At 74.5% G+C, this 22,202-nt stretch carries 21 protein-coding genes and 4 riboswitches; of the genes, 17 read left to right on the top strand and 4 right to left on the bottom strand.

The features are described 5' to 3' along the window. Positions 1-2 precede the first annotated feature (2 nt). A riboswitch (cobalamin riboswitch) is annotated at positions 3-115 on the bottom strand. Positions 116-119: 4 nt separating this feature from the next. Together NBW76_RS00185 and NBW76_RS00180 are read right to left on the bottom strand one after the other, a co-directional pair. Then, complete coding sequence (locus NBW76_RS00185; protein ID WP_056551832.1) at positions 120-758, bottom strand: (2Fe-2S)-binding protein; 639 nt, start codon at positions 756-758, stop codon at positions 120-122. Next, positions 755-1,282, bottom strand: a complete 528-nt coding sequence (locus NBW76_RS00180; protein ID WP_055961072.1) for an SRPBCC family protein — start codon at positions 1,280-1,282, stop codon at positions 755-757. Before NBW76_RS00180 ends, NBW76_RS00185 begins: the two co-directional genes overlap by 4 nt. A gap of 80 nt (positions 1,283-1,362) precedes the next feature. Here NBW76_RS00180 and NBW76_RS00175 point away from each other — a divergent pair, with 80 nt between their 5' ends. From NBW76_RS00175 to NBW76_RS00130, 10 genes are all read left to right on the top strand, one after another. Beyond that, entirely contained in the window at positions 1,363-1,869 is a 507-nt protein-coding gene (locus NBW76_RS00175) for a hypothetical protein (protein ID WP_156364616.1), read from the top strand. Between the two features lie 33 nt (positions 1,870-1,902). Continuing rightward, on the top strand, positions 1,903-2,982 hold the full coding sequence (cobT, locus tag NBW76_RS00170) for a nicotinate-nucleotide--dimethylbenzimidazole phosphoribosyltransferase (RefSeq protein ID WP_235492832.1): 1,080 nt from the start codon (positions 1,903-1,905) through the stop codon (positions 2,980-2,982). 11 nt (positions 2,983-2,993) lie between these two features. Continuing rightward, a riboswitch (cobalamin riboswitch) is annotated at positions 2,994-3,117 on the top strand. A gap of 52 nt (positions 3,118-3,169) precedes the next feature. Then, positions 3,170-4,204 carry an ABC transporter substrate-binding protein gene (locus NBW76_RS00165; RefSeq protein WP_056551825.1) on the top strand — a complete coding sequence of 345 codons (1,035 nt, stop codon included), beginning with the start codon at positions 3,170-3,172 and terminating at the stop codon, positions 4,202-4,204. Next, entirely contained in the window at positions 4,201-5,286 is a 1,086-nt protein-coding gene (locus NBW76_RS00160) for an iron ABC transporter permease (RefSeq protein ID WP_235492831.1), read from the top strand. The genes NBW76_RS00165 and NBW76_RS00160 overlap by 4 nt, the downstream gene beginning before the upstream one ends. Then, a complete protein-coding gene (locus NBW76_RS00155; protein WP_056551822.1) occupies positions 5,283-6,050 on the top strand; it encodes an ABC transporter ATP-binding protein in 768 nt (255 codons plus the stop codon). The genes NBW76_RS00160 and NBW76_RS00155 overlap by 4 nt, the downstream gene beginning before the upstream one ends. A 238-nt stretch (positions 6,051-6,288) precedes the next feature. Beyond that, complete coding sequence (locus tag NBW76_RS00150) at positions 6,289-7,191, top strand: hypothetical protein (RefSeq protein ID WP_056551819.1); 903 nt, start codon at positions 6,289-6,291, stop codon at positions 7,189-7,191. After that, positions 7,188-7,844: a precorrin-8X methylmutase gene (locus NBW76_RS00145; RefSeq protein WP_055961054.1), complete on the top strand. Its 657-nt coding sequence runs from the start codon at positions 7,188-7,190 to the stop codon at positions 7,842-7,844. The genes NBW76_RS00150 and NBW76_RS00145 overlap by 4 nt, the downstream gene beginning before the upstream one ends. Before the next feature lie 3 nt (positions 7,845-7,847). Next, the gene (locus tag NBW76_RS00140; protein WP_056551817.1) at positions 7,848-9,353 is read left to right on the top strand and encodes a precorrin-2 C(20)-methyltransferase; all 1,506 of its coding nucleotides are present in this window, start codon (positions 7,848-7,850) and stop codon (positions 9,351-9,353) included. 272 nt (positions 9,354-9,625) lie between these two features. Further along, on the top strand, positions 9,626-11,032 hold the full coding sequence (locus NBW76_RS00135) for a hemolysin family protein (RefSeq protein ID WP_055965960.1): 1,407 nt from the start codon (positions 9,626-9,628) through the stop codon (positions 11,030-11,032). Further along, positions 11,032-12,036, top strand: coding sequence for a hemolysin family protein (locus NBW76_RS00130; protein ID WP_055961047.1), 1,005 nt, complete (start codon positions 11,032-11,034; stop codon positions 12,034-12,036). The genes NBW76_RS00135 and NBW76_RS00130 overlap by 1 nt, the downstream gene beginning before the upstream one ends. A gap of 24 nt (positions 12,037-12,060) precedes the next feature. On the opposite strand, the gene NBW76_RS00125 is transcribed toward NBW76_RS00130, so the two are convergent. Further along, complete coding sequence (locus NBW76_RS00125; protein ID WP_055961043.1) at positions 12,061-12,813, bottom strand: cobalt-precorrin-4/precorrin-4 C(11)-methyltransferase; 753 nt, start codon at positions 12,811-12,813, stop codon at positions 12,061-12,063. Beyond that, complete coding sequence (gene cbiE / locus NBW76_RS00120) at positions 12,810-14,033, bottom strand: precorrin-6y C5,15-methyltransferase (decarboxylating) subunit CbiE (protein ID WP_056551814.1); 1,224 nt, start codon at positions 14,031-14,033, stop codon at positions 12,810-12,812. Before cbiE ends, NBW76_RS00125 begins: the two co-directional genes overlap by 4 nt. Positions 14,034-14,094: 61 nt before the next feature. Further along, positions 14,095-14,227, top strand: a riboswitch (cobalamin riboswitch). A gap of 21 nt (positions 14,228-14,248) precedes the next feature. On the opposite strand from cbiE, the gene NBW76_RS00115 reads away from it, so the two are divergent. From NBW76_RS00115 to NBW76_RS00085, 7 genes are all read left to right on the top strand, one after another. After that, complete coding sequence (locus NBW76_RS00115) at positions 14,249-16,312, top strand: VWA domain-containing protein (protein ID WP_056551812.1); 2,064 nt, start codon at positions 14,249-14,251, stop codon at positions 16,310-16,312. Next, positions 16,312-16,926 (top strand): cob(I)yrinic acid a,c-diamide adenosyltransferase, encoded by a 615-nt coding sequence (gene cobO, locus NBW76_RS00110; protein ID WP_055961035.1) that lies wholly within the window; start codon positions 16,312-16,314, stop codon positions 16,924-16,926. The genes NBW76_RS00115 and cobO overlap by 1 nt, the downstream gene beginning before the upstream one ends. Continuing rightward, positions 16,923-19,382 (top strand): cobyrinate a,c-diamide synthase, encoded by a 2,460-nt coding sequence (locus tag NBW76_RS00105; protein ID WP_056552103.1) that lies wholly within the window; start codon positions 16,923-16,925, stop codon positions 19,380-19,382. The genes cobO and NBW76_RS00105 overlap by 4 nt, the downstream gene beginning before the upstream one ends. Continuing rightward, entirely contained in the window at positions 19,379-20,380 is a 1,002-nt protein-coding gene (cobA, locus tag NBW76_RS00100) for a uroporphyrinogen-III C-methyltransferase (protein ID WP_055961033.1), read from the top strand. Before NBW76_RS00105 ends, cobA begins: the two co-directional genes overlap by 4 nt. 4 nt (positions 20,381-20,384) lie before the next feature. Continuing rightward, on the top strand, positions 20,385-20,816 hold the full coding sequence (locus NBW76_RS00095; RefSeq protein WP_056551809.1) for a histidine phosphatase family protein: 432 nt from the start codon (positions 20,385-20,387) through the stop codon (positions 20,814-20,816). Between the two features lie 69 nt (positions 20,817-20,885). After that, positions 20,886-20,953: riboswitch (cobalamin riboswitch) on the top strand. 59 nt (positions 20,954-21,012) lie between these two features. Further along, positions 21,013-21,234 carry a CbtB-domain containing protein gene (locus tag NBW76_RS00090; protein ID WP_055961027.1) on the top strand — a complete coding sequence of 74 codons (222 nt, stop codon included), beginning with the start codon at positions 21,013-21,015 and terminating at the stop codon, positions 21,232-21,234. A gap of 130 nt (positions 21,235-21,364) precedes the next feature. Beyond that, positions 21,365-22,198 carry a CbtA family protein gene (locus NBW76_RS00085; RefSeq protein ID WP_056551805.1) on the top strand — a complete coding sequence of 278 codons (834 nt, stop codon included), beginning with the start codon at positions 21,365-21,367 and terminating at the stop codon, positions 22,196-22,198. Positions 22,199-22,202 lie beyond the last annotated feature (4 nt).

The following is a 22,202-nucleotide window of genomic DNA, read 5'->3' as shown; positions in this document are numbered from 1 at the left end:
CGTGCGGTGGGAGTCGCCGCGGAAGGTGTCTGGCTGGCCTGCAGGCAGGCGTCACAGTGGCGGAACCGCGCCGGACTCGCACCGGCTTCCCTGATCCGCGGCGACGGATCGCGGTCAGCCTAGCGGCCTCGCGCCGGGATCACGCAGTCGCCGCAGTACCCGCCGCCGGGGATCCGGTAGTAGAGGCAGCAGGAGCGGCGCACGTACGGCGGTCCCACGTCGCCGGTGCCCGCGAGGTAGGGGTGGGTGAGCGCGTCGGCGCCGACGTCGAGCGCGGCGTCGCGCAGGTCGGGCCGGGCGAGCGTGGCCATCTTCAGCGCACCGAACGCCGCGGACGACGCGTTGCCCGCCAGCACCTGCTCCGACAGGCCATGGGCGGCGTGCAGACGACGGGCGAGGGGCTCGACCACGTCGGACAGGACGGCGTGCAGGTCGGCCGGACCCCAGGCGCCGGCCGCGAGAGGGAAGGTCCCGGTGGGCTGCTCACGCCAGTGGAGGTCGGCCGGGGCGTCGACGTCGAGCAGCAGCGCCCCGATCGTCGGCGACAGCAGCCGGGCGAAGAGACCGAGCGATGCGATCGAGGCGGCCACACGGGGTTCCACCTCCGCGTTCGAGCGCGACCGGAGGACCAGGTGCGCCGCGACGACGCGGTGGTCCGGGAACGGGCCGTCGAGCAGCTCCGCGAGGGGGTGCCAGCCCTCGCCCGTCACGGTCTGCTCGACGGTGAAGAACTCGCCCAGCCGGGCGAGCGCGGTCACTCGGGTGACCCGGGCTCACGCTCCCGGTCCGCCTCCAGCTCGCGCTTGAGCCGGTCGAGCGTGCGCCGGATGTTGCCGCGCTGGAACGTGGCGAAGGAGTCCCGCCCGGTGGCCACGCGGTCGAACACCGAGGCCGTCCAGTCGGGCCAGCCCTTGCGGCCGTCGACCCAGGTCTCCGTGACGAGCGTGCCTCCCACGGCCGGCTCGAAGGCGTACTCCCACGTGGCGACGCGCACCGGCAGCAGCCGCTCGCCCAGGCCCCACGCACGCACGTCGAAGGCGAACCGTCGGCCGGGCTCGGCGATGGTCACGACGCAGCGGGTCCGCCACCGACCGCGACCGCGCTTGTTGTCGCCGACGAACACCGTGCCCTTGACCACGGGAGCGTCGGGATCGGCCAGCGTCGCGCCGGTGTTCTCGGGGCTCCAGCGCCCCATCTGCCGCACGTCGCTGACCGCGGCGTAGGCGGTCTCCGGGTCGACGCCGACGACCACGGTGTCGCTGACGGTGAGGGCTCGGGACATGCAGGGGAGGCTACTCGCGTGCACGTGCTCGCACCGAGGGAAGGTGCGACGTCGTGACGCGGCTCGCACCCCGTGCCAGCATGACCGCCATGGACCTGCGCGAGGTGACCGACCGCACCAGCTGGCGCGACCCTTCCCCGCCGAGCCTGCCCCCCGTCGAGGTGCCGACGTGCACGCACCCGCCGGACGCCGAGATCGGTGCCGGCCGGGTGGACCTGTTCGGCATCGACCACGACGACGTCGCCCGGTTCCACCGCACGAGTCGCGGTCTCACCCACGCCTACACGGCCGGCCGCCCGCACGACGGGGCCGTCCTGAAGCACGTCCCGATGGGCTACACCCAGCTCTACGACCACGAGAAGGTCGCCGTGGTCCTCGACGGACGGGTGCTGCGGCTCTGGGCCGCTCGCGGCACCGTCCAGGCCTTCGACCTCGTGGTGCCGCCGTCGTCGGGGCAGGACCTGCTGGTGCTGGGAGCGTCGCACCCCGTGCGGTACGCGGTGGGGGAGGCCTGCAACCTCTCGGCGCGGCTGCCCGGAGTCCCTGTGCTGGTCGCGCGACGTCTCGCCGAGCACGGCTGGCACTGATGAGGTCCGCTGGGCACTCGGTACGGTTCCCCCGTGCCTGACCACACTGCGCCCGACCACAGCGTGCCTGACCTGACGTCCCCCACCTCCGTGCGCCCGCCCGACGCCGCGGCCCACGCCGCTGCCGCCGCCCGACTGGCCGACCTCGCCACGCCCCCCGGCGCGCTCGGACGTCTCGGCGACCTGGCCTGCTGGATCGCCGCCACGCAGGGCGAGGTGCCGCCGCGTCCGGTCGAGAACGTTCGGGCCGTCGTGCTCGCCGGCGACCACGGCGTGGTCGGCTCGGGCGTCTCCGCGTTCCCGAGCGCCGTGACCCCCGCCATGGTCCGGACCTTCGCGTCCGGCCGGGCCGGCGTGAGCGTGCTCGCCGCCCAGCACGGCGTGAGCCTGCGCGTGCTCGACCTCGGCGTCGACGACGACCTCGACGGCCTGCCCGACGAGGTCCGCGTCTTCAAGGTGCGGCGCGGCTGCGGCTCCATCGACGTCGAGGACGCGCTCACGTCCGAGGAGACGGGTCTGGCGATCGAGCACGGTCGCACGATCGCGGCGCAGGAGATCGCGTCGGGTGCGCAGCTGCTGGTCACCGGCGACATGGGCATCGGCAACACGACCCCGTCGGCCGCGCTCGTGGCCGCGTCGCTCGGCCTCCCCGGCGTCGAGGTCGTGGGTCGCGGGACCGGCATCGACGACGCAGGTCTGGCCCGCAAGGCCGAGGTCGTCCAGACCGCGCTGGACCGTGCCGGCGAGCGTGTGGCCGACCCCGTCGACCGGCTCACCGCGCTCGGCAGTGCCGACCTCGCCGCGACCGTCGGCTTCCTCGTCGCCGCGGCCGAGGCGGGTGTCCCCGTGCTGCTCGACGGACTCATCTCCGTGGCCTGCGCCCTGACCGCCGACGACCTCGCACCCGGTGCAGCCGCCTGGTTCGCCGCCGGCCACCGCTCCACCGAGCCGGCGCAGGGCTTCGCCCTCGAGAAGCTCGGCCTGGAGCCCCTGCTCGACCTCGGCATGCGGCTCGGTGAGGGCAGCGGCGCCGTCGCCGCCGTGCCGCTGGTGCGCTCCGCGGCGCTGCTCCTGCGCGACGTCGCGCTGCTGTCGGAGGTCCTGGGCGGCTGAGTCGGCCGGGCGTCGAACGGGAGTGCTACGGTGCGGCTGCCACGCGAGGGAACCCGGTGAGAGTCCGGGACTGACGCGCAACGGTATGGGCGGCGACGCCTGAGTCCGACACCCGCTGGCGACCCGCGGCACTCGCCGTGGGGCTCCACCGGGTCTCGCGCAACGGACCCCCGAGCGAAGGATCGCGATGCGACCACGCTTCAGCCCCTCCCTCTCCGCCGCCCTGCTGGCGGCCACGCTCCTCGCGGCGTGCGGCTCGTCGACCGACTCAGGGTCCTCGACGTCGGCCGCGTCCACGAGCGGCTTCCCGGTCACGGTCGAACGCTGCGACCGTGACGTCACCGTCGAGAGCCCGCCGCAGCGCATCGTGTCCCTGAACCAGGGCACCACCGAGATCCTGCTGAGCCTCGGCGTGGCCGACCGCATGGCGGGTGCCGCGGGCTGGACCGACCCGATCCTGCCGTCGCTGGCCGAGGAGAACGCGACGGTCGAGCGGCTCGCGGACCAGGCGCCGTCGTACGAGGACCTGCTCGCGACCGAGCCCGACCTCGTGACCGCGTCGTTCGCGAACACCCTCAGCGAGGGCGGCGTGACCACGCCCGAGAAGCTGGCCGGCCTGGGCGTCCCCGCCTACCTGTCGGCCGTCGAGTGCGAGAAGTCCGACTTCGGCGCCGGTGACGGCACCCGTGACGAGCCGCTCGAGATGGAGTCGATCTACACGGAGGTCCGCGACCTCGCCGCGCTCGTGGGCGAGGAGCAGGCCGGCGAGGACCTCGTCGCCTCGCTCGAGGAGCGCATGGCCGCCGCCGCCGCGGCCGACTTCGACGGCACGTCGGTCTTCTACTGGTTCGCCAACTCCGAGGCGCCCTACGCCGCGGGCTGCTGCGGGGGGCCGGGCATCATCACGCGAGCGCTGGGCCTGGACAACGTGTTCGAGGGCGAGCAGGACGAGTGGCCGCAGATCGGGTGGGAGTCGATCGCGGCCACCGATCCCGACGTCCTCGTCATCGGGGACCTGACCCGCAGGAGCCAGACCGCGGAGAGCGGCAAGGCCAAGATCGCGTTCCTGGAGTCCAACCCGGTCACGCGGGAGATGACCGCGGTCAAGGAGAAGCGCTACGTGCTGCTGGCCGGCGCCGAGCTCAACCCGTCGATCCGCACGGTCGACGCCGTCGAGAAGGTCGCCGCGGGCCTGCGCGACCTGGGGATCTCGCCGTCGTGACCTCCCTGCTGGTCGACGAGCGCGAGGCGCCGGGCGACGCCGAGACACCGCCCGACCGGGGGGCTCGGGGCTCCCGACGCGGTCTGGTGCTGGGCGTGGTGACCCTCGCCGCGCTCGCGGTGTCGATCGCGGTCGCCACCACGATCGGGCCGTCGGACCTCGGCCCGCGCGACGCCGTGGCGGTCGCGCTGGCCAAGGTCGGGCTCGGGTCGTCGGGCCTCACCGGCATCCAGGAGGCGATCGTGTGGGACCTGCGCCTCCCGCGGGCGGTGCTGGCCGCAGCCTGCGGCGCCGGGCTGGCCCTGTGCGGCGTGGTGCTTCAGTCGCTGCTGCGCAACCCGCTGGCCGACCCGTTCGTGCTCGGCATCTCCTCGGGCGCATCCACCGGTGCCGTGGCCATCGTGGTGCTGGGTGTCGGAGCCGGCTCGGCCACGCTGGCCTCCGGGGCGTTCGTCGGGGCGCTGCTGGCCTTCGGGCTCGTGCTCGTCCTGGGCATGGCCTCCGGCGGGACGACCGACCGGATGATCCTCGCGGGCGTCGCGGCCACCCAGCTGTTCGCCGCGCTCACGTCGTTCATCGTGTTCACCGCCGCCGACGCCGAGCAGACCCGGGGCGTGCTGTTCTGGCTGCTCGGGTCGCTCGGCACCGCCTCGTGGCGCGACGTCCTGGTGTGCGGGGGGCTGGTGCTGGCGGGCCTGGTGGTCTGCTGGCTCGCGGCCGGGGCGCTCGACGCGTTCACCTTCGGCGAGGACGCGGCGGCCGCGCTGGGGGTCTCCGTGCTGCGCATCCGGCTGCTGCTCCTCGTGGTCACGGCCCTGATGACCGCCGTCATCGTGTCGACGTCCGGCGCCATCGGGTTCGTCGGGCTCGTGCTGCCGCACGCCGCACGAGCCGTGGTGGGGGCGCGGCACCGGGTGCTCGTGCCCGTCTCCGCCGTGCTGGGCGCGATCTTCCTGGTGTGGGTCGACGTCGGCGCGCGCACGGTCATCGCTCCGCAGGAGCTGCCGGTCGGCGTGGCCACGGCGCTCGTGGGCGTGCCGGCGTTCGTCGTGATCCTCCTGCGGCGGAGGCAGCGCTCATGAGCATCAGCGCCCGCACCGTCTCGTGGGGGGTGCGCGACCGGCTGATCGTCGACGGCGTGGACCTCGACGTCCGGCCCGGCAGCACCGTCGGCCTGCTCGGTCCCAACGGGTCCGGCAAGTCGTCGCTGCTGCGACTCCTCGCCGGTCTGCGACCGGCCTCCTCGGGGGTCGTGCGTCTGGGTGAGGACGACGTGACGCAGCTGAGCCGACGGCAGGTGGCGCGTCGTCTCGCCGTGGTCGACCAGGACGTCACCACCGACACCCAGCCGACCGTGCGCGACGTCATCGGTCTCGGACGGCTGCCGCATCGCTCGACGTGGGCTCCCACGTCCGCCGCGGACCGGGCCGTCGTCGAGCGGGCCGCCCGCACCACGCGCACGTCGCACGTGCTCGACCGCGCCTACTCGACGCTCTCCGGGGGCGAGCGCCAGCGGGTGCAGATCGCCAGGGCGCTGGCCCAGGAGCCGACCGAGCTGCTGCTCGACGAGCCCACCAACCACCTCGACGTCCGCCACCAGCTGGAGCTCCTGGAGCTGGTGCGGGCGGCACGCACCACCACCGTGATGGCGCTGCACGACCTCAACCTGGCGGCCACGTACTGCGACACCCTCGTCGTGCTGGCCGACGGTCGGGTCCGGGTCGCGGGGCCACCCGCCGAGGTGCTCACCGCCGAGCTCGTGGCCGACGTCTACGACGTGCAGGCGGTCGTGACCGTCGTGGACGAGGTGCCGCACGTGAGGTTCACCGGGGTGACCGGCGCATGACGTCCGGGGAGCTTCCCTGTGGGGCCGGGTCGTACCGCCCTGGGAGAAGGCGTCGACCCGGCCCACCCGGCACGCGGCGTTGGGAGTGGTGCACGCGCGCCGTCACTGCGTACAACGTGGTTGAAGACGAAACGACACCCCTGGTGTGGGGTGATCCACGTCGCGGTCGTCGCGACCCGTCCGTCCACGCATCGGCGACGAACGTCACTCCCCGCCATCGTCGAACGAGGACGGAGCCATGAGCCCCGGCCCTGACGGCAGCGCTCGCGACCGCGCCGACCGATGCCCCGGTGTGCTGCGTCCCTGGATCGCCGACGACGGCGCGCTCGTGCGGCTCAGGCTGGTCGGCGGGCGGCTGCCGTCGCGTGCGCTCGCGCGGCTCGTCGACGTGGCCGAGCGGCACGGCGACGGGACGGTCGCGCTGACCCGGCGGGCGAACCTGCAGGTCCGTGGGCTGGCTGCCCCCGACGGTCTCGTCCCCCCGGTCGTGGTGGCCGAACTCGAGTCCACCGGCCTCCTGCCGAGCCGCACCCACGAGCTGGTGCGCAACGTCATGGTGTCCCCGCTGTCGGGACGCAGCGGCGGGCTCGCCGACCTTCGCCCCGTCGCCGAGCGGTACGACGCGCTGCTGCGCGGTGACGACGCCCTGGCCGAGCTGTCCGCGCGGTTCCTCGTCGTCCTCGACGACGGCCGCGGCGACCTCGTCGACCGGACCCTCGACCTCGGAGCCGTGGCGGTCGACGCAGGCCACGCGCAGGTCCGGGCCGGTCGGCACTGGGGCGAGGTCGTGCCGCTCGACGTCCTGCCGGACGTGCTCATGGCACTGGCCCACCGGTTCCGGCGGGTCCGTCCGGACGTCGGCACCTGGCACGTCGACGACCTGCCGGAGCACGGCGCCGCGGTCATGGGCGACCTGCACGCCCGCGACCTGCGCACCCAGGTGCGCGCCCTGCCCCTGCCCGAGGGCGTCGGCCGCCAGGACGACGGGCTCGCCTACGAGCACGTCACCGTGCCCGGCGGCGTGCTGCGCCGTCCCGACGTCGACGCGCTGCTCGCCCGCGCCGGCGCCGAGCTGGTGGTCACGCCGTGGCGCAGCGTCGTCCTGCCCGATCTGCCCGCACGACCTCCGGAGACCGCATGAGAGCCCCCACCCGACGCTTCGACTACGAGGGCAGCGGCGCTGCCATCTACGTCGACTCCTTCGCGACGATCCGGCGGGAGACCGACCTGTCGCGCATCCCCGCCGACGCCGAGAAGGTGGCGGTGCGGATGATCCACGGCACCGGGCAGACGGACCTGGTCGACGACCTCGTGGTCCACCCGCGGCTGGTGTCGTCGGCGCGAGCGGCGCTGCGGTCGGGCGCACCGATCCTGTGCGACGCGACGATGGTGGCCTCCGGAGTCACCCGGGCGCGGCTCCCGCAGGACAACGACGTGCTGTGCCTGCTGCGCGACGAGCGGGTGCCGGACCTGGCGCGGGAGTGGGGGACCACCCGGTCGGCGGCCGCGCTCTCGTTGTGGGGCGACCGGCTCGACGGTGCGGTCGTGGCGATCGGCAACGCGCCCACGGCCCTGTTCCACCTGCTGGAGCTGCTGGCCGACGGTGCGCCCAGACCGGCGGCCGTCGTGGGGGTGCCAGTGGGCTTCATCGGTGCTGCCGAGTCGAAGGACGCGCTCGCGTCGTTCGCCGACACCCACGGCATCGACGTGCCGTTCGTGACCGTGCGCGGGCGTCGGGGTGGCTCGGCCATGGCGGCGTCGGCCCTCAACGCGCTGGCGCAGGAGGAGGAGTAGCCCATGTCTGGACGACTGTTCGGCGTCGGGGTCGGTCCCGGCGACCCGGAGCTGGTGACGCTCAAGACCGCTCGGCTCATCCGCGACGCGGACGTCGTCGCCTACCACCAGGGCGTCGGCAAGCGCTCGAACGCGCGGCGGATCGTCGACGACCTGGTGCCCGAGGGCGTCACCGAGGAGGTGCTGCAGTACCCGGTCACCACGGGAGAGGTGCAGCACCCCGGTGGCTACGCGGGCGCGATGGCCGACTTCTACGAGGAGTGCGCCGAGCGCCTGCGTGCCCACCTGGCTGCGGGCCGCGACGTCGTGGTGCTCGCCGAGGGCGACCCGATGTTCTACGGCTCGTTCATGTACCTGCACGACCGGCTGTCCGGCGACTTCGAGACGGAGGTGGTGGCCGGGGTCCCGGCGTTCGCCGCCGCCACGGCGCTGGCCGCCACCCCGTTGGTGCGCCAGACCGACGTGCTGACCGTGCTGCCCGGGACGCTCCCGGAGGCCGAGCTGGCCCGACGGCTCGCCGACACCGACGGCGCGATCATCATGAAGCTCGGCCGCACGTTCCCGGCCGTCCGCTCCGCGCTGGAGCAGGCCGGACGGCTCGACGCGGCGCTCTACGTCGAGCGCGCCTCCATGCCCGAGCAGCGGTGGATGCCCGTCGCCGACGTCGACCCGTCGTCGGTGCCGTACTTCTCGCTCGTCGTGGTCCCGGGCGACGGCCACGGCCGGCGCTACGACGCCCCGGAGCCGTCCGCGGGTGCGGCCGAGGCCGCTCAGGGAGAGGTCGTCGTGGTCGGGCTGGGACCCGGGCCCGACGGCTGGCTCACGCCCGAGGCGTCCGACGAGCTGTCGCGCGTGGGGCACGTGGTGGGCTACGCGCCGTACGTGGCGAGGGTGCCGCAGCGGGTCGGGCTCGTCCGGCACGCGTCGGGGAACACGGTCGAGATCGACCGCGCCACCCACGCGCTGGAGCTCGCTCGGGCGGGTGAGCGGGTGGCCGTCGTGTCGGGCGGCGACGCGGGCGTGTTCGGCATGGCCACCGCGGTGCTGGAGGCGCAGGAGGCGCGCTCGGACCTGCACGACGTCGTGGTCCGGGTGGTGCCGGGCGTCTCCGCCGTCCAGGCCGTGGCGGCGCGGGCGGGGGCACCGATCGGCGGTGACTTCGCGGTCATGAGCCTGTCGGACCGGCTGAAGCCGTGGTCGGTCGTCGAGAGGCGGCTGCGCGCCGTGGCCGACGCCGACCTCGTGCTGGCCGTCTACAACCCGCGGTCCCGCTCGCGCACCACCCAGGTCGCGGACATGCGGCGCATCCTGCTCGAGCACCGCGATCCCGGCACCGTGGTGGTCGTGGGCCGCGACGTCGGCCGCGCCGAGGAGTCCCTCGTCGTGACCACCCTGCACGAGCTGGACCCGGAGTCGATCGACATGAAGTGCCTGCTGGTCGTCGGCTCCTCGACCACCCGCGTCAGCCCCACCGGCGCCGTCTGGACCCCCCGCTCCGTCGAGCCCTGACCGCCTGATCCCCACGTTTCGGACACTTCCGGGGCACTCGGGACGTCTCCAGTGCCCCGGAACTGTCCACAACGGACGGCCTAGCGGCGCTTGGTGGACCGGTCGCGGGTGGGGGAGCAGAGGGTGGGACTCCACGGCCGACGATGAACGGCGTGGAACTCTCCGTACCCGTGGCACGTTGACCTGACGTTCCCCACCCTCGACGAGAGAGCCATGGACCCCAGTCGAAGTCCCCAGACCGTGACCACCCGTGACCCGGAAGGGTGCGTGCGGTGATCACGGTCCTCTCCCTCCTCCTCGGCCTCCTGGTGGTGCTCGCCATCACCGCCGCGACGGGCTACTTCGTCGCCCAGGAGTTCGCGTACATGACCGTCGACCGGTCGCGGCTCAACGCCCGCGCGGCGCAGGGCGACAAGGGCGCGCAACGTGCCCTCGCGGTCACCGACCGGACGTCGTTCATGCTGTCCGGCGCCCAGCTGGGCATCACGATCACGGGACTGCTCGTGGGCTACGTCGCCGAACCACTCATCGGACGGGCGTTCGGGGACATCCTCGGCGGGGTCGGCGTCCCGACCGCCGTCGGCATCGGCATCGGCACGGTGCTCGCGCTCGTGTTCGCCACCTTCGTGCAGATGATCTTCGGCGAGCTGTTCCCGAAGAACCTGGCCATCGCCCGCCCGGAGCCCGTGGCCCGCTGGCTCGCCGTCTCCACCACCCTGTACCTCAAGCTCTTCGGCTGGCTCATCTGGTTCTTCGACCAGTCGGCCAACGTGCTGCTGCGCGCGCTGCGCATCGAGCCCGTCCACGACGTCGACAGCACCGCCACCGCCCGCGACCTCGAGCACATCGTGGCCGAGTCGCGCGACAGCGGCGACCTGCCGCGTGACCTGTCGTTCCTGCTCGACCGGGCGATCGACTTCCCGCGGCGCGACGTCGAGCACGCGATGATCCCGCGCAGCCGTGTCGACGTCGTGCGCTCCGACGACACGGTCGCGCGCCTGCGCGAAGAGATGGCCACCGGCCACTCGCGTTACCCGGTGCTCGACGACGACGAGCGCCTCGTCGGCGTGGTGCACCTCATCGACGTCATGACCGCCACGAGCGGCCCGACCAGCAGCACCGCCGCCGACCTCGCCCGGGACGCCGTCGTGGTGCCCGACATCATGCTGCTGCCGGCCGCCCGCCGGACGTTGGAGGAGACGCGGTCGCAGCTGGCGTGCGTCATCGACGAGCACGGTGGCCTGGCCGGGGTCCTCACCCTCGAGGACCTGGCCGAGGAGCTGGTCGGCGAGATCACCGACGAGCACGACGACGAACGTCCCCTCGCCGTGCCCCAGGGCGACGACGCGTGGCTGTTCTCCGGCGACGCGCATCTCGACGAGGTGGAGCGCGTGCTCGAGCACGACCTGCCCGAGCTCGACGATGTCGAGACCCTGGCGGGCCTCGTCATCGCGGAGGCCGGGGCCCTGCCCGAGGTGGGCGCGAGCATCGAGGTCGACCTGCCGCCCGACGCCGCCACGCTCGTGCTCGACGACCAGCCCGACGCTCCACGCCTGCGGCTCGAGGTGCTCGAGGTCGAGCACTACGTGCCGTCGTCGGTGCGGGTGAGCTGGGTGGTCAGGCCCTACGAGCCCGAGCCCTCCCGCGACGAGTCCACGCACGACGGAGAGGTGAAGTGATGAGCAACCCCTGGGTGGTCCTCGCGGTCACCGTCCTCATCATCGCGGCGAGCGCCTTCTTCGTCGCCGTCGAGTTCGCGCTGCTCGCGGCCAAGCGACACCGCCTCGAGGACGCTGCACCCCACAGCCGGGCCGCGCGCGCCGCCCTGCGCTCGTCGTCGGAGCTCACCGTGCTGCTGGCTGGTTCCCAGCTGGGCATCACGCTCTGCGTTCTCGCGCTCGGCGCCACCGCCAAGCCCGCGGTGCACTACGCCCTCACGCCCGTCTTCGAGGACTGGGGCATGCCGTACTGGGTGGCCGACGCCACGGGCTTCGTGCTCGCGCTCGTCGTCATGACGTTCCTGCACCTCGTGGTCGGCGAGATGATGCCGAAGTCGTGGGCGATCGCCCACCCCGAGCGCTCCGCCACCCTGCTCGCCATCCCGATGCGCGCCTTCATGTGGTTCACGCGTCCGGTGCTCACGTTGCTCAACAACGCGGCGAACCGGTGCCTGGTGATCGTCGGCGTCGATCCGGTCGACACCGTGGCCGCCGGCTCCGACCCCGACGACCTGCGTCACCTCGTGAAGCACTCTGCCGAGGCCGGGGCGCTCGAGGCCGGGTACTCCAGGTCGCTGTCGCGGGTGCTCGCGCTGCGCGACCTCACCGTCGGCGACCTGCTGCGACCCGGGGCCGGGCCGACGTCAGTGGCTCCGGGGGTCACCGTGGCCGACGTGCAGGCCGCGGCCGAGCGCAGCGGGCACCTGCGGATCCTCGTGGTCGACGGAGACGAGGTGCACGGGGTGGTGCACGTGCGCGAGACGCTCGTGCGCGACCGTGACGAGGGCGTGGCCGACCTGGTGCGCGATCCGTTCTTCCTCGACGCAGCCACCCCGGTGCACGAGGCGTTGACCGCGATGCGGGACACCAGCCAGCATCTCGCGGTGGTCCGCACGGCGCGGGGTGTCGGTGTGGTGACCCTCGCCGACGTGCTGACCCGTCTGCTCGACGAGGTTCCCGCCTAGTCCCCACTGTCCGAAACGGAGTGACTAGCCGCGCTTGGTGGACCGGTCGCGGGTGGGGGAGTAGAGGTAGGACTCAGCGCCCTCCGGTCGCGAGACCGCCGGCCCGACGAGGATGACGGCGGCCTGGCGCAGGCCCGCGGCCTCCACCTGGTCCGCCACGTCGGCGAGGGTGCCGCGCAGCACCACCTCGGCGTCCTGCGACGCGTTCGCGACGACCGCCACGGGCGTCTCGGCACCGAGCACGGCCGCGAGCCGGTCGGCCAGGTCACGGGTGCGGGTGATGGCCAGGTGCAGGCACAACGTGGCACCCGTCGCCGCGAAGGTCTCCAGCTCCTCGCTCGACGGCATCGCGGTGGAGCGCGCCTGGGTGCGGGTGAGAACCACCGACTGCACCACCTCGGGCACGGTCAGCTCGACCCCCAAGCGGGCCGCGGCCGCGGCGTAGGCGGGTACTCCAGGGGTGACGTCCCACGGCACGCCGGCGGCGTCGAGCCGACGCGTCAGCTCGTGCAGCGCCGAGTACACCGACGGGTCGCCCGACGACAGCCGCACCACCTCGAGTCCCGCCGCGTGCCCGTCGACGCACGTGGCCGTGATCGCGTCGAGGTCGAGGTCCTGGGTGTCGACGAGGCGTGCGTCGGGTCGGCAGTGCTCGAGCACGGCGTCGACGTAGGTGCCGGCGTACAGCACGACGTCGGCGTGCTCGAGGAGCCGGACGGCCCGCACCGTCAGGAGGTCCGCGGCACCGGGTCCGGCGCCCACCACGTGCACGGTCATGCGCGTCCTTCCTTCACGACCGACCACTGCGTCACCGCACGGGCCGGGGTCCACGACGTGAACGACCCGAGGGGTGCGGCCGTCTCGACGAGCAGCCGCACCAGCTCGCCGCCGTGCTCGGTGTGCCACGCGACGAGCAGCTGCTCGGTCTCGAGCGTGACGCCGTGCACCACCAGGCGTCCACCCGGGCGCAGCGCCCCCCAGCAGGCGTCGAGCACGCCGCGGCCCGTCGCACCGCCACCGACGAACACCGCGTCGGGGGTGTCCAGGTCGGCGAGCGCATCGGGCGCCGCGCCCGTGACCACCTGCACCTCGGGCACGCCGAGGGTGCGGGTGTTTCGGACGATCCGCTCGGCACGCTCGGCGTCCCGCTCGACGGCGACGGCCCGGCACCTCGGGTGGGTGCGCGCCCACTCCACTGACACCGACCCGGCGCCCGCGCCGACGTCCCACAGCAGGGCGCCGGGCGTCGGGGCCAGGCGCGCGAGGGCGCTGGCCCGCACGTCGCGCTTGGTGACCTGGCCGTCGTGCTCGAAGGCGTCGTCGGGCAGGCCGGGCACGAGCGGCAGCGCACGCGCACCCGCGTCGCGGACCTCGACGGCCAGCACGGTCAGCGCGCCGACGTCGTCCGTCCAGGTGGTCGCGACACCCTCGGTGCGGGACTCGGTCTTCGCACCCAGGTCGGTGAGTGCGGTCAGCGTGCTCGTGCCGTAGCCGTGCGACGCGAGCAGCGCGGCCACGGCCGCGGGCGTCGACGCGTCCGAGCACAGCACCAGCAGACGGGCCCCCGGGGCGAAGGCGGTCACGAGTCGGTGCACGTCGCGGCCCACCACGGTCACGACGTCCGACGACTCCGCGGACCAGCGCATCCGTGCCCGCGCCAGGGCGACGGACGAGACGCCCGGCAGCACCTCGACGGCGTCGGCACCGAGCAGGCCGACGAGCGTGGTGCCGATGCCGGAGACCAGCGGGTCGCCCGACGCGAGCGCGACCACGCGCCGCCCCTCGAACCCGGAGACCAGGTCCGGAAGCCCGTCGCGCAGGGGCGAAGGCCACGGCACGCGCTCGGCCGGCACGTCCACGGGGACCATCGCCAGGTGCCGCTCGCCCCCCAGGAGGACGTCGGCCGACTCGACCACGGCCCGGCGGGCGGCATCGAGCCCGGGCCAGCCATCGGCACCGATCCCGACGACGAGGAGGGGGGAGCGAGCGGAGGTCATGTCTCGCGAGGCTAGTGGGTTGCCGCGCCACGGCGACGCCCCGGTAGCCTGGCGCCCGACCAAACTTCACATGACGCGAGGTGCCCCAGAACCTGGGGAGAATCGGGAAGCCGGTGCAAGTCCGGCACAGGGTCCGCTGCGGTGACCACCTGAGGGTGGAAGTCCGAAGACCGGCCTCGCGCTCAACCAGCCATGGCGATCGAGCGGGAGCCCTCATGCCACAGCACTACCCCTTCACGGCCGTCGTCGGAGCCGAGCCCGACCAGCTCGACGACATGGCCCTCGCCCTCGTCCTCACGACGATCTCGCCCGCCATCGGCGGCGTGCTCGTACGAGGGGAGAAGGGCACGGCCAAGTCGACCCTCGTGCGTGCCCTCGCGGCCGTGCTGCCGCCGATCGAGGTGGTCGCGGGCGACCGGTTCTCCAGCGATCCTGCCGACTCCGCCCTGTCGCCCGACGGTCCGTTCGGGCCGGACGCACCGGTCGAGTCCCGGCCCGTGCGGCTCGTCGAGCTGCCCGTCGGCGCCACCGAGGACCGCGTGCTCGGCTCCCTCGACCTCGAGCAGGCCCTCGGCAGTGGCGTCACCCGCTACGAGCCCGGCCTGCTGGCTCGCGCGCACCGCGGCGTGCTCTACGTCGACGAGGTCAACCTGCTGCACGACCACCTGGTCGACCTCCTGCTCGACGCGGCCGCGATGGGCCGCTCCACGGTGGAGCGCGACGGCGTGTCCGTGGAGCACGCCGCCCGGTTCGTCCTCATCGGCACGATGAACCCCGAGGAGGGCGAGCTGCGGCCCCAGCTGCTGGACCGCTTCGGCCTCGCCGTGGAGGTGGCCGCGCCGCGCGACCCGGCCACCCGCGCCGAGGTCGTGCGTCGCCGGCTGGCCTTCGACGCCGACCCGACCGGCTTCGCGGCGCGCTTCGCCGACGCCGAGGCCGCGCTCACCGCCAGGATCAGTGCCGCCCAGGACCTCGTGACCCAGGTGCCGCTCGACGACGCGACCCTGGTCGCCATCGCGGAGCTGTGCTCGGCGTTCGGGGTCGACGGCCTGCGTGCTGACATCGTGACCGCCCGTACCGCTGCCGCCCACGCGGCGTGGCACGGTCGCACCACCATCACCCGCGACGACGTGCGCGCGGCAGCCCGCCTGGCGCTGCCGCACCGACGTCGGCGCAACCCCTTCGACGAGACCGGGCTCGACGAGTCCGAGCTCGACGACCTGCTCGGCCCGGACGAGCCGCCCGCGGGCGGCCCCGACGACGGGGGCTCCGACGGTCCTGACGACGAGGGCCCTGACGACGGGGGACCCGACGGCGGTGGCCCCGGCGGCGGCAGCGACACCTCGGCCGACGCGCCCGCGCCCGGCGAGGCGCCCGCCCCGTCCGGCGGCGACGCCGGCGAGGGCTCCGGCCAGGCCGCGGAGTCCACGGTCGGCGCCGGGCAGCCGGTGCGGGCCCGCTTGCTGCAGGTCGACGGCGTGGGTGCCGGCGTCTCGGGTCGTCGTTCGCGCGCGGTGACCGACGACGGCCGGCGCATCGGCGCGCGCACCCCGGCCGGCCGCAGCGGCTCGCTGCACCTCGTCGAGACGGTCCGCGCGGCCGCGCCGCACCAGCACGCCCGCGGACGCGGCGAGGGTGGCCGCGTGCTGCTGCGACCCGCCGACCTGCGCGTCGCCGTGCGCGAGGGGCGCGAGTCCAACCTGGTGCTGCTCTGCGTCGACGCCTCGGGCTCCATGGCCGCGCGCCGCCGCATGGAGCAGGTCAAGACCGCCGTGCTCTCGCTGCTGCTCGACGCCTACCAGCGCCGCGACAAGGTCGGACTCGTCACCTTCCGCGGCGCCGACGCCACGCTCGACCTGCCACCCACGTCGTCGGTCGACGTCGCCGCGCGCCGGCTCGAGGAGCTGCCGGCGGGCGGCCGCACCCCGCTGGCCGAGGGCCTCGCCGCTGCCGCAGACGCTCTGCGTCTCGAGCGCATCCGCGACCCGCTGCGCCGGCCGCTGCTCGTGGTCGTCACCGACGGTCGTGCCACGTCGGGCCCGGACGCCCTGGCCCGCGCCCACCGGGCGGCCGACCACCTCCACCGCTCCGGCGTGGCGTCGGTGGTCGTCGACTGCGAGACCGGCGGGTTCCGGCTGGGGCTCGCCGCCGTGCTGGCCGACCGTCTGGGTGCTCAGCACCTGCCGCTGGGCGAGGTCAGCGCGGAGGCGCTCACCAACGCTGTTCGATCTGTCCGCCCGGGGCCCGGAACCCCCGCCGGGGCGAGAGAGGTGGCCTGATGCCGCAGGGTCAGCCGCTGGTCGTCCCCGACGACGGCCTCACCACCCGCCAGCGCCGCAACCGTCCGCTCGTCATGGTGCACACCGGCCCCGGCAAGGGGAAGTCCACCGCCGCGTTCGGCCTGGCCATGCGCGCCTGGAACCAGGGCTGGAAGGTCGGCGTGTTCCAGTTCGTCAAGTCCGCCAAGTGGCGCGTCGGCGAGCAGTCCGTGCTCGAGCACCTGGGCCGCCTGCACGAGACCGAGGGCCTCGGCGGGCCCGTCGAGTGGCACAAGATGGGCTCGGGCTGGTCGTGGTCGCGCAAGTCCGGCACCGATGACGACCACGCCGTCGCGGCCGCCGAGGGCTGGGCCGAGATCAAGCGCCGTCTCGCCGCCGAGACCCACGACCTCTACGTGCTCGACGAGTTCACCTACCCCATGAAGTGGGGCTGGGTCGACGTCGACGACGTCGCCGACACCCTCGCGTCGCGGCCCGGTCGCCAGCACGTGGTGATCACCGGACGCGACGCCGCCCCCCGGCTCCTGGAGGTGGCCGACCTCGTCACGGAGATGACGAAGGTCAAGCACCCCATGGACGCCGGCCAGAAGGGTCAGCGAGGCATCGAGTGGTGACCATCCCGCGTCTGGTCGTCGCAGCGCCCGCGTCGGGCCACGGCAAGACGACGATCGCCACGGGCCTCATGGCGGCGCTCGCCCGCACCGGGCTGCGGGTCTCGGGCCACAAGGTGGGACCGGACTACATCGACCCCGGCTACCACGCGCTGGCCACCGGTCTGCCCGGCCGCAACCTCGACCCCCACCTGGTGGGGGAGGAGCGTCTCGTCCCGCTGCTGCTGCACGGTTCCGCCGGTGCGGACCTCGCGGTCGTCGAGGGCGTCATGGGTCTGCACGACGGCATGCTCGGCACCGACGGCTACGCCTCCACCGCCCACGTGGCCCGCGTGACCGACAGCCCGGTGGTGCTCGTGGTCGACGTGTCCTCGGCGTCGCGCTCCATCGCGGCGCTCGTCCAGGGCATGGTCGCCTTCGACACGTCGGTGCGGGTGGCCGGCGTCGTCCTCAACAAGGTCGGGTCCACGCGGCACGCCGACGAGGTGGTGCGCGCGCTCGAGAGCACCGGGGTGCCGGTGCTCGGCATCGTGCACCGCGACGACGGCGTCGTGGCCCCGTCGCGCCACCTGGGCCTGGTGCCCGCAGCCGAGCGGGAGGACGCGGCGGCCGCGCTCGACCGGCTCGCCACCCGGGTCGCGAAGGCCGTCGACCTGGAGGAGGTCGTGCGCATCGCCCGGTCGGCGCCGACCCTGCAGGGCGCGGCGTGGGACGCGGCCTCCGAGGTCGGCCCTCCGCCCGCCGGGCCGCGGCGGGTGGTCGCCGTGGCCGGCGGCCGCTCGTTCACGTTCCGCTACGCCGAGACGGTCGAGCTGCTCGACGCCCTCGGCTGCGACGTGCGGGTGTTCGACCCCCTGCACGACGAGTCCCTGCCGGAGGGCACGTCGGGGCTCTACCTGGGTGGCGGCTTCCCCGAGGTGCACGCGGCGACGATCTCGGCCAACGAGCCCCTGCGCCACGCCATCGCGGACGCCGTGGCCGCCGGGGTGCCGACCGTGGCCGAGTGCGCGGGCCTGCTGTACCTCTGCCGCTCGCTCGACGGCGCGCCCATGGTGGGTGCGCTCCCGGCCGACGCCGCCATGACACCGCGCCTGACCCTCGGCTACCGCACGGCGGTGGCCCCGGTCGAGCACCTGCTCGCCCCCGTCGGCGGCCGCGTGACCGGCCACGAGTTCCACCGCACCCACGTCACGCCGTCGGCCGGCGCCGACGACGCGCTCGGTGTCGCCTGGACGAGCGCCCACGGCGAGGCCGGCTTCGCGAGCGCGACGCTCCACGCCTCGTACCTGCACACGCACTGGGCGGGTCACCCCCGCATGGCGGCGCGCTTCGCCGCGGCGGTCCACGCCGCGCCCGAGCGGTCTCGATCCGCCCCCGAGAGCTCCTTCGTCGCCTCGGCGGCCACGCGACCAGCGGCGGGTGACAACCGCCGGCCGCGTGTCGAGGCCGTCTCCCCGCCCGACCCGCTCCGCCACCACGGCGACGCGGAGGCCACCGACGGGCTCGTCGACCTCGCGGTCAACGTGCACGACGGGCCGCGTCCGACGTGGCTCGACCATGCCCTGAGCTCCGCGCTCGACGACGTCGGCCGCTACCCCGACGCCCGCGAGGCCGAGGCGGCCGTGGCTCGTCGTCACCTGCGCGCCGACGACGAGGTCCTCGCGACCGCCGGTGCGGCGGAGGCGTTCACGCTGCTGGCCCGCGCCCGCGACTGGCAGCACCCCGTGGTGGTGCACCCGCAGTTCACCGAGCCCGACGTCGCGCTGCGCCAGGCCGGCCACGACCCGCAGCACGTGCGGCTCGGCCACGACTTCGCGCTCGAGCCCGACCGCGTCCCCGACGACGCCGACCTCGTGGTCGTCGGCAACCCCACCAACCCCACCGGTGTGCTGCACCCCGCCTGGGCGATCCGTGCCCTCGCGCGGCCCGGCCGCGTGGTCGTGGTCGACGAGGCGTTCATGGACGCCGTGCCCGGGGAGCAGCACTCGTTCGCAGGCTCGCCCCTTCCCGGGGTGCTGGTCGTGCGCAGCCTGACGAAGCTCTGGAGCATCCCCGGCGTGCGCGCGGGCTACGTCCTCGGCGACCCCGACCTGCTGGCCGACCTGCGCGCCCAGCAGCCGCCGTGGTCGGTGTCGACCCACGCCGCCGCCGCCATCGTCGCGTGCACGTCCGACGACGCCCGTGCCGAGGCGACCCGTCGTGCCGCCGACGTGGGCCGGCACCGCGCCGTGCTCACCGACGGCCTCGACGAGCTGGGCGTCCACCACCTGCCGTCGTCCGCGCCGTTCGTCCTGGCTCGGGTGGGGCCAGGGGTCCACGGTGCGCTGCGCGACGCCGGGTGGGCGGTGCGGCGCGCCGACACCTTCCCGGGACTCGACGACGCCTGGATCCGCGTCGCCGTGCGCGCCCCTGACGTCACCCGTCGCTTCCTCGCCGCGCTCGCGCAGGTGCGGTCGTGAGTCGGCGCGTGCTCGTGGCCGGCGGCGGCCTGCGCGCCGCAGCGGCAGCGTCGTCGGCCCTGGCCGAGGGCGACACCGTCACGGTCGTGGCTCCCGACCTCGTGGCCACGCTCGAGGACCTCGTCCACCGCGGCCTCGTCTCCTGGCGGCGCGGCGAGCTGTCGCTCGACGACGTGCTCGCGGCCGACGTGGTGCTGCGGGTGCCGGCCGACGGTGCCCATCGCCGCCCGTCGCCCGGCACCCCCGCCGGTGCCCCGGGTGACGTCGTCCTCGTCGGCGCCGGGCCGGGCGACCCCGACCTCATGACCGTGGGTGGCCTGCGCGCCCTGGCCGAGGCCGACGTCGTGGTGACCGATCGGCTCGTCCCGCTCGCCGCGCTCGACGCGGTGCGGCCCGACGCACAGGTCGTCGACGTCGCGAAGATCCCGGGCGGCCGGTCCACCGGACAGGACGCGATCGACGCGCTGCTCGTGGAGCACGCCCTGGCCGGCCGGCGCGTGGTCCGGCTGAAGGGAGGCGACCCGTTCGTGTTCGGCCGCGGCGGCGAGGAGGCGATCGCCTGCGCCCGCGCGGGTGTGCCGGTGCGGGTGCTGCCCGGCGTCACGTCGTCGGTCTCCGGCCCGGCCCTCGCGGGCATCCCGGTCACCCACCGGGGGCTCACGCAGGGCTTCACCGTGGTCTCGGGCCACGTGCCGCCCGACCACCCCGACTCCACGGTCGACTGGAAGGCGCTCGCGTCGACGGGCACCACGATCGTCGTGCTCATGGGCGTGCGCACCCTCGCCGCCATCGCCGAGGCGCTGGTGGGCGGTGGCCTCGACCCCGACACGCCGGCCGCGGTGGTCGCCGACGCGGGCCTGCCCAGCCAGCGTCGGGTCGACGGCACCGTCGCCACGATCGCGCGCGTCGCTGCCGACGCCGGCATCGGCGCTCCGGCGGTCACGGTCGTCGGCCGCGTGGTCGAGGCGCTGCCGCTCGAGCCGGCACCAGTGGTGTGAGCCGGTGACCCGCCTGCTGTGGATGCGCCACGGAGAGTCCACCTGGAACGTCGCCGGCCGCGAGCAGGGCCGCACGGCCCACCCGCCGCTCACGGACCTGGGGCGGCGCCAGGTGCTCGCTGCCGCCGATCAGCTGGTCGACGCCGACGTCGCCGCCGTGGTGTGCTCGCCCCTGGTCCGTGCCCGCCAGAGTGCCGACCTGGTGGCGGCGCGGCTCGGGCTCGAGGTCGTGGAGGACCCGCGTCTGGTCGAGCGCGGCCACGACGAGACGCTCGACGACGTGCTCGGGCGCCTCGCGGACTTCCTGGCGTCGGGCCCGGCCGACGACACGCTCGTGGTGACCCACGGCGACGTGATCGCCTACGTGGTCGCGGCTCTCGACGGCACGGCACCGTCCCTGCCCGCCAACGCCGAGGTCCGCGTGACGCAGTCGTAGGAATCGATCGTGGGAGACCCTCGCGCAGGACCCCTCGACTGCCCTACGATGACGAACGATCGACGGTGCGGAAGCCGGTGGGAATCCGGCGCAGTAGCGCTACTGTGACGCCTCAGCACGACGGGGCGGAGCCAGACCCAAGCCGACGACAGCCATCCATCCACGGGACGCACTCATCCCTCAGGAAAGGCCTGCCATGTCGCAGCTCTCCCCAGCCCGCTCCGTCGACCTCGTCGGTGTGGCCACGCCCATCTCCGTGCGCGAGCTCGCCCCCTGGGCGCTGTTCGTCGCCCTGTTCGCCGTCCTGGCGCTGTACTTCGTCGGTGCCGAGCAGGGAGCGACCTCCCTGCTCGCGGGCGACACCGTGCACGAGTGGGTCCACGACGGACGCCACCTGCTCGGCTTCCCCTGCCACTGATCAGCACTGTCACTGATCAGCCCTGTCGCTGACCAGCCCGACGTCTGACGGCGCCGCACCGAGCCCCGGTGCGCGACCCGTCCTCCCTGCCTGCGCCCGGCGCGGCCCCCACGCGAGAACGGAACCCTGCATGTCCACGTCCCTGACCCCCCGCACCTTCCTGGTCCACGGCCTCGTCGCCGGCCTCGTCGGCGGCATCCTGGCCTTCGTCGTCGCGTTCGCCGTCGGCGAGCCGCCCGTCGACGACGCGATCGCCCTCGAGGAGTCCGCGTCCGCCCCGGCCGAGGCCGGCGCGCACTCCCACGAGGAAGGCGCGGCGCACTCGCACGGCGAGGAGGAAGGCGCGGCGCACTCGCACGGTGACGACGAGGCGGGCGGCATCACCCGAGGCCAGCAGGCCGGGCCCGGCCTGCTCACGGCGACGGTCCTGTTCGGCCTCGTGGCCGGTGGCGTCGCCGGCATCGCCTCGGCCTTCGCGGTCGGGCGGCTCGGCGGGCTGCGCCCCGTCGCGTCGACCGGTGTCGTCGTGGCCTTGGCCTACCTCGCCTACACCGTCGTCCCGTGGGTGAAGTACCCGCCGAACCCGCCCGCGGTCGGCTCGGGCGACACGATCGGGGAGCGGACCGCGCTCTACTTCGGCTTCGTGGCCGTGTCGTTGCTCGCCGTGGTGGCGGCCGTCCTGCTGGTGCGGGCTCTCCTGGCGCGCGGACCGTGGCTCGCCGTGGTCTCCGGCGTCGCGATCTACCTCGTGGTCATCGGCGTGGCGGCCGTGGTGCTCGCGCCGATCGACGAGGTGCCCGACAGCTTCCCGGCGAACACGCTCTACTCCTTCCGGGTCGGCGCGCTCGCCACGTCGACGGCGATGTGGGCGGGGGTGGCGCTCGTGCTCACCGGCCTCACCGCTCGCACGTGGCGGGCCCGCCAGGCCGACGAGCTGCGTCGAGCTCGGGCCGCGGCGCTCTGAGCCG

It is taken from the genome of Aeromicrobium sp. Leaf245, assembly GCF_942548115.1.
In the GTDB taxonomy this organism is placed as follows: Bacteria; Actinomycetota; Actinomycetes; order Propionibacteriales; family Nocardioidaceae; genus Aeromicrobium.
Note: the sequence above shows the minus strand (reverse complement) of the source record. Positions and strands in the feature narration are given on the sequence as shown.

Coding starts and splice junctions, on each gene's coding strand:
- NBW76_RS00125 (WP_055961043.1), bottom strand. CDS start 12,813: ATGACCGTGCACGTGGTGGGCGCCGGACCCGGTGCCGCGGACCTCCTG.
- NBW76_RS00145 (WP_055961054.1), top strand. CDS start 7,188: ATGAGAGCCCCCACCCGACGCTTCGACTACGAGGGCAGCGGCGCTGCC.
- NBW76_RS00130 (WP_055961047.1), top strand. CDS start 11,032: ATGAGCAACCCCTGGGTGGTCCTCGCGGTCACCGTCCTCATCATCGCG.
- cobO (WP_055961035.1), top strand. CDS start 16,312: ATGCCGCAGGGTCAGCCGCTGGTCGTCCCCGACGACGGCCTCACCACC.
- NBW76_RS00155 (WP_056551822.1), top strand. CDS start 5,283: ATGAGCATCAGCGCCCGCACCGTCTCGTGGGGGGTGCGCGACCGGCTG.
- NBW76_RS00165 (WP_056551825.1), top strand. CDS start 3,170: ATGCGACCACGCTTCAGCCCCTCCCTCTCCGCCGCCCTGCTGGCGGCC.
- NBW76_RS00140 (WP_056551817.1), top strand. CDS start 7,848: ATGTCTGGACGACTGTTCGGCGTCGGGGTCGGTCCCGGCGACCCGGAG.
- cbiE (WP_056551814.1), bottom strand. CDS start 14,033: ATGACCTCCGCTCGCTCCCCCCTCCTCGTCGTCGGGATCGGTGCCGAT.
- NBW76_RS00115 (WP_056551812.1), top strand. CDS start 14,249: ATGCCACAGCACTACCCCTTCACGGCCGTCGTCGGAGCCGAGCCCGAC.
- NBW76_RS00090 (WP_055961027.1), top strand. CDS start 21,013: ATGTCGCAGCTCTCCCCAGCCCGCTCCGTCGACCTCGTCGGTGTGGCC.
- NBW76_RS00175 (WP_156364616.1), top strand. CDS start 1,363: ATGACCGCCATGGACCTGCGCGAGGTGACCGACCGCACCAGCTGGCGC.
- NBW76_RS00150 (WP_056551819.1), top strand. CDS start 6,289: ATGAGCCCCGGCCCTGACGGCAGCGCTCGCGACCGCGCCGACCGATGC.
- NBW76_RS00085 (WP_056551805.1), top strand. CDS start 21,365: ATGTCCACGTCCCTGACCCCCCGCACCTTCCTGGTCCACGGCCTCGTC.
- NBW76_RS00180 (WP_055961072.1), bottom strand. CDS start 1,282: ATGTCCCGAGCCCTCACCGTCAGCGACACCGTGGTCGTCGGCGTCGAC.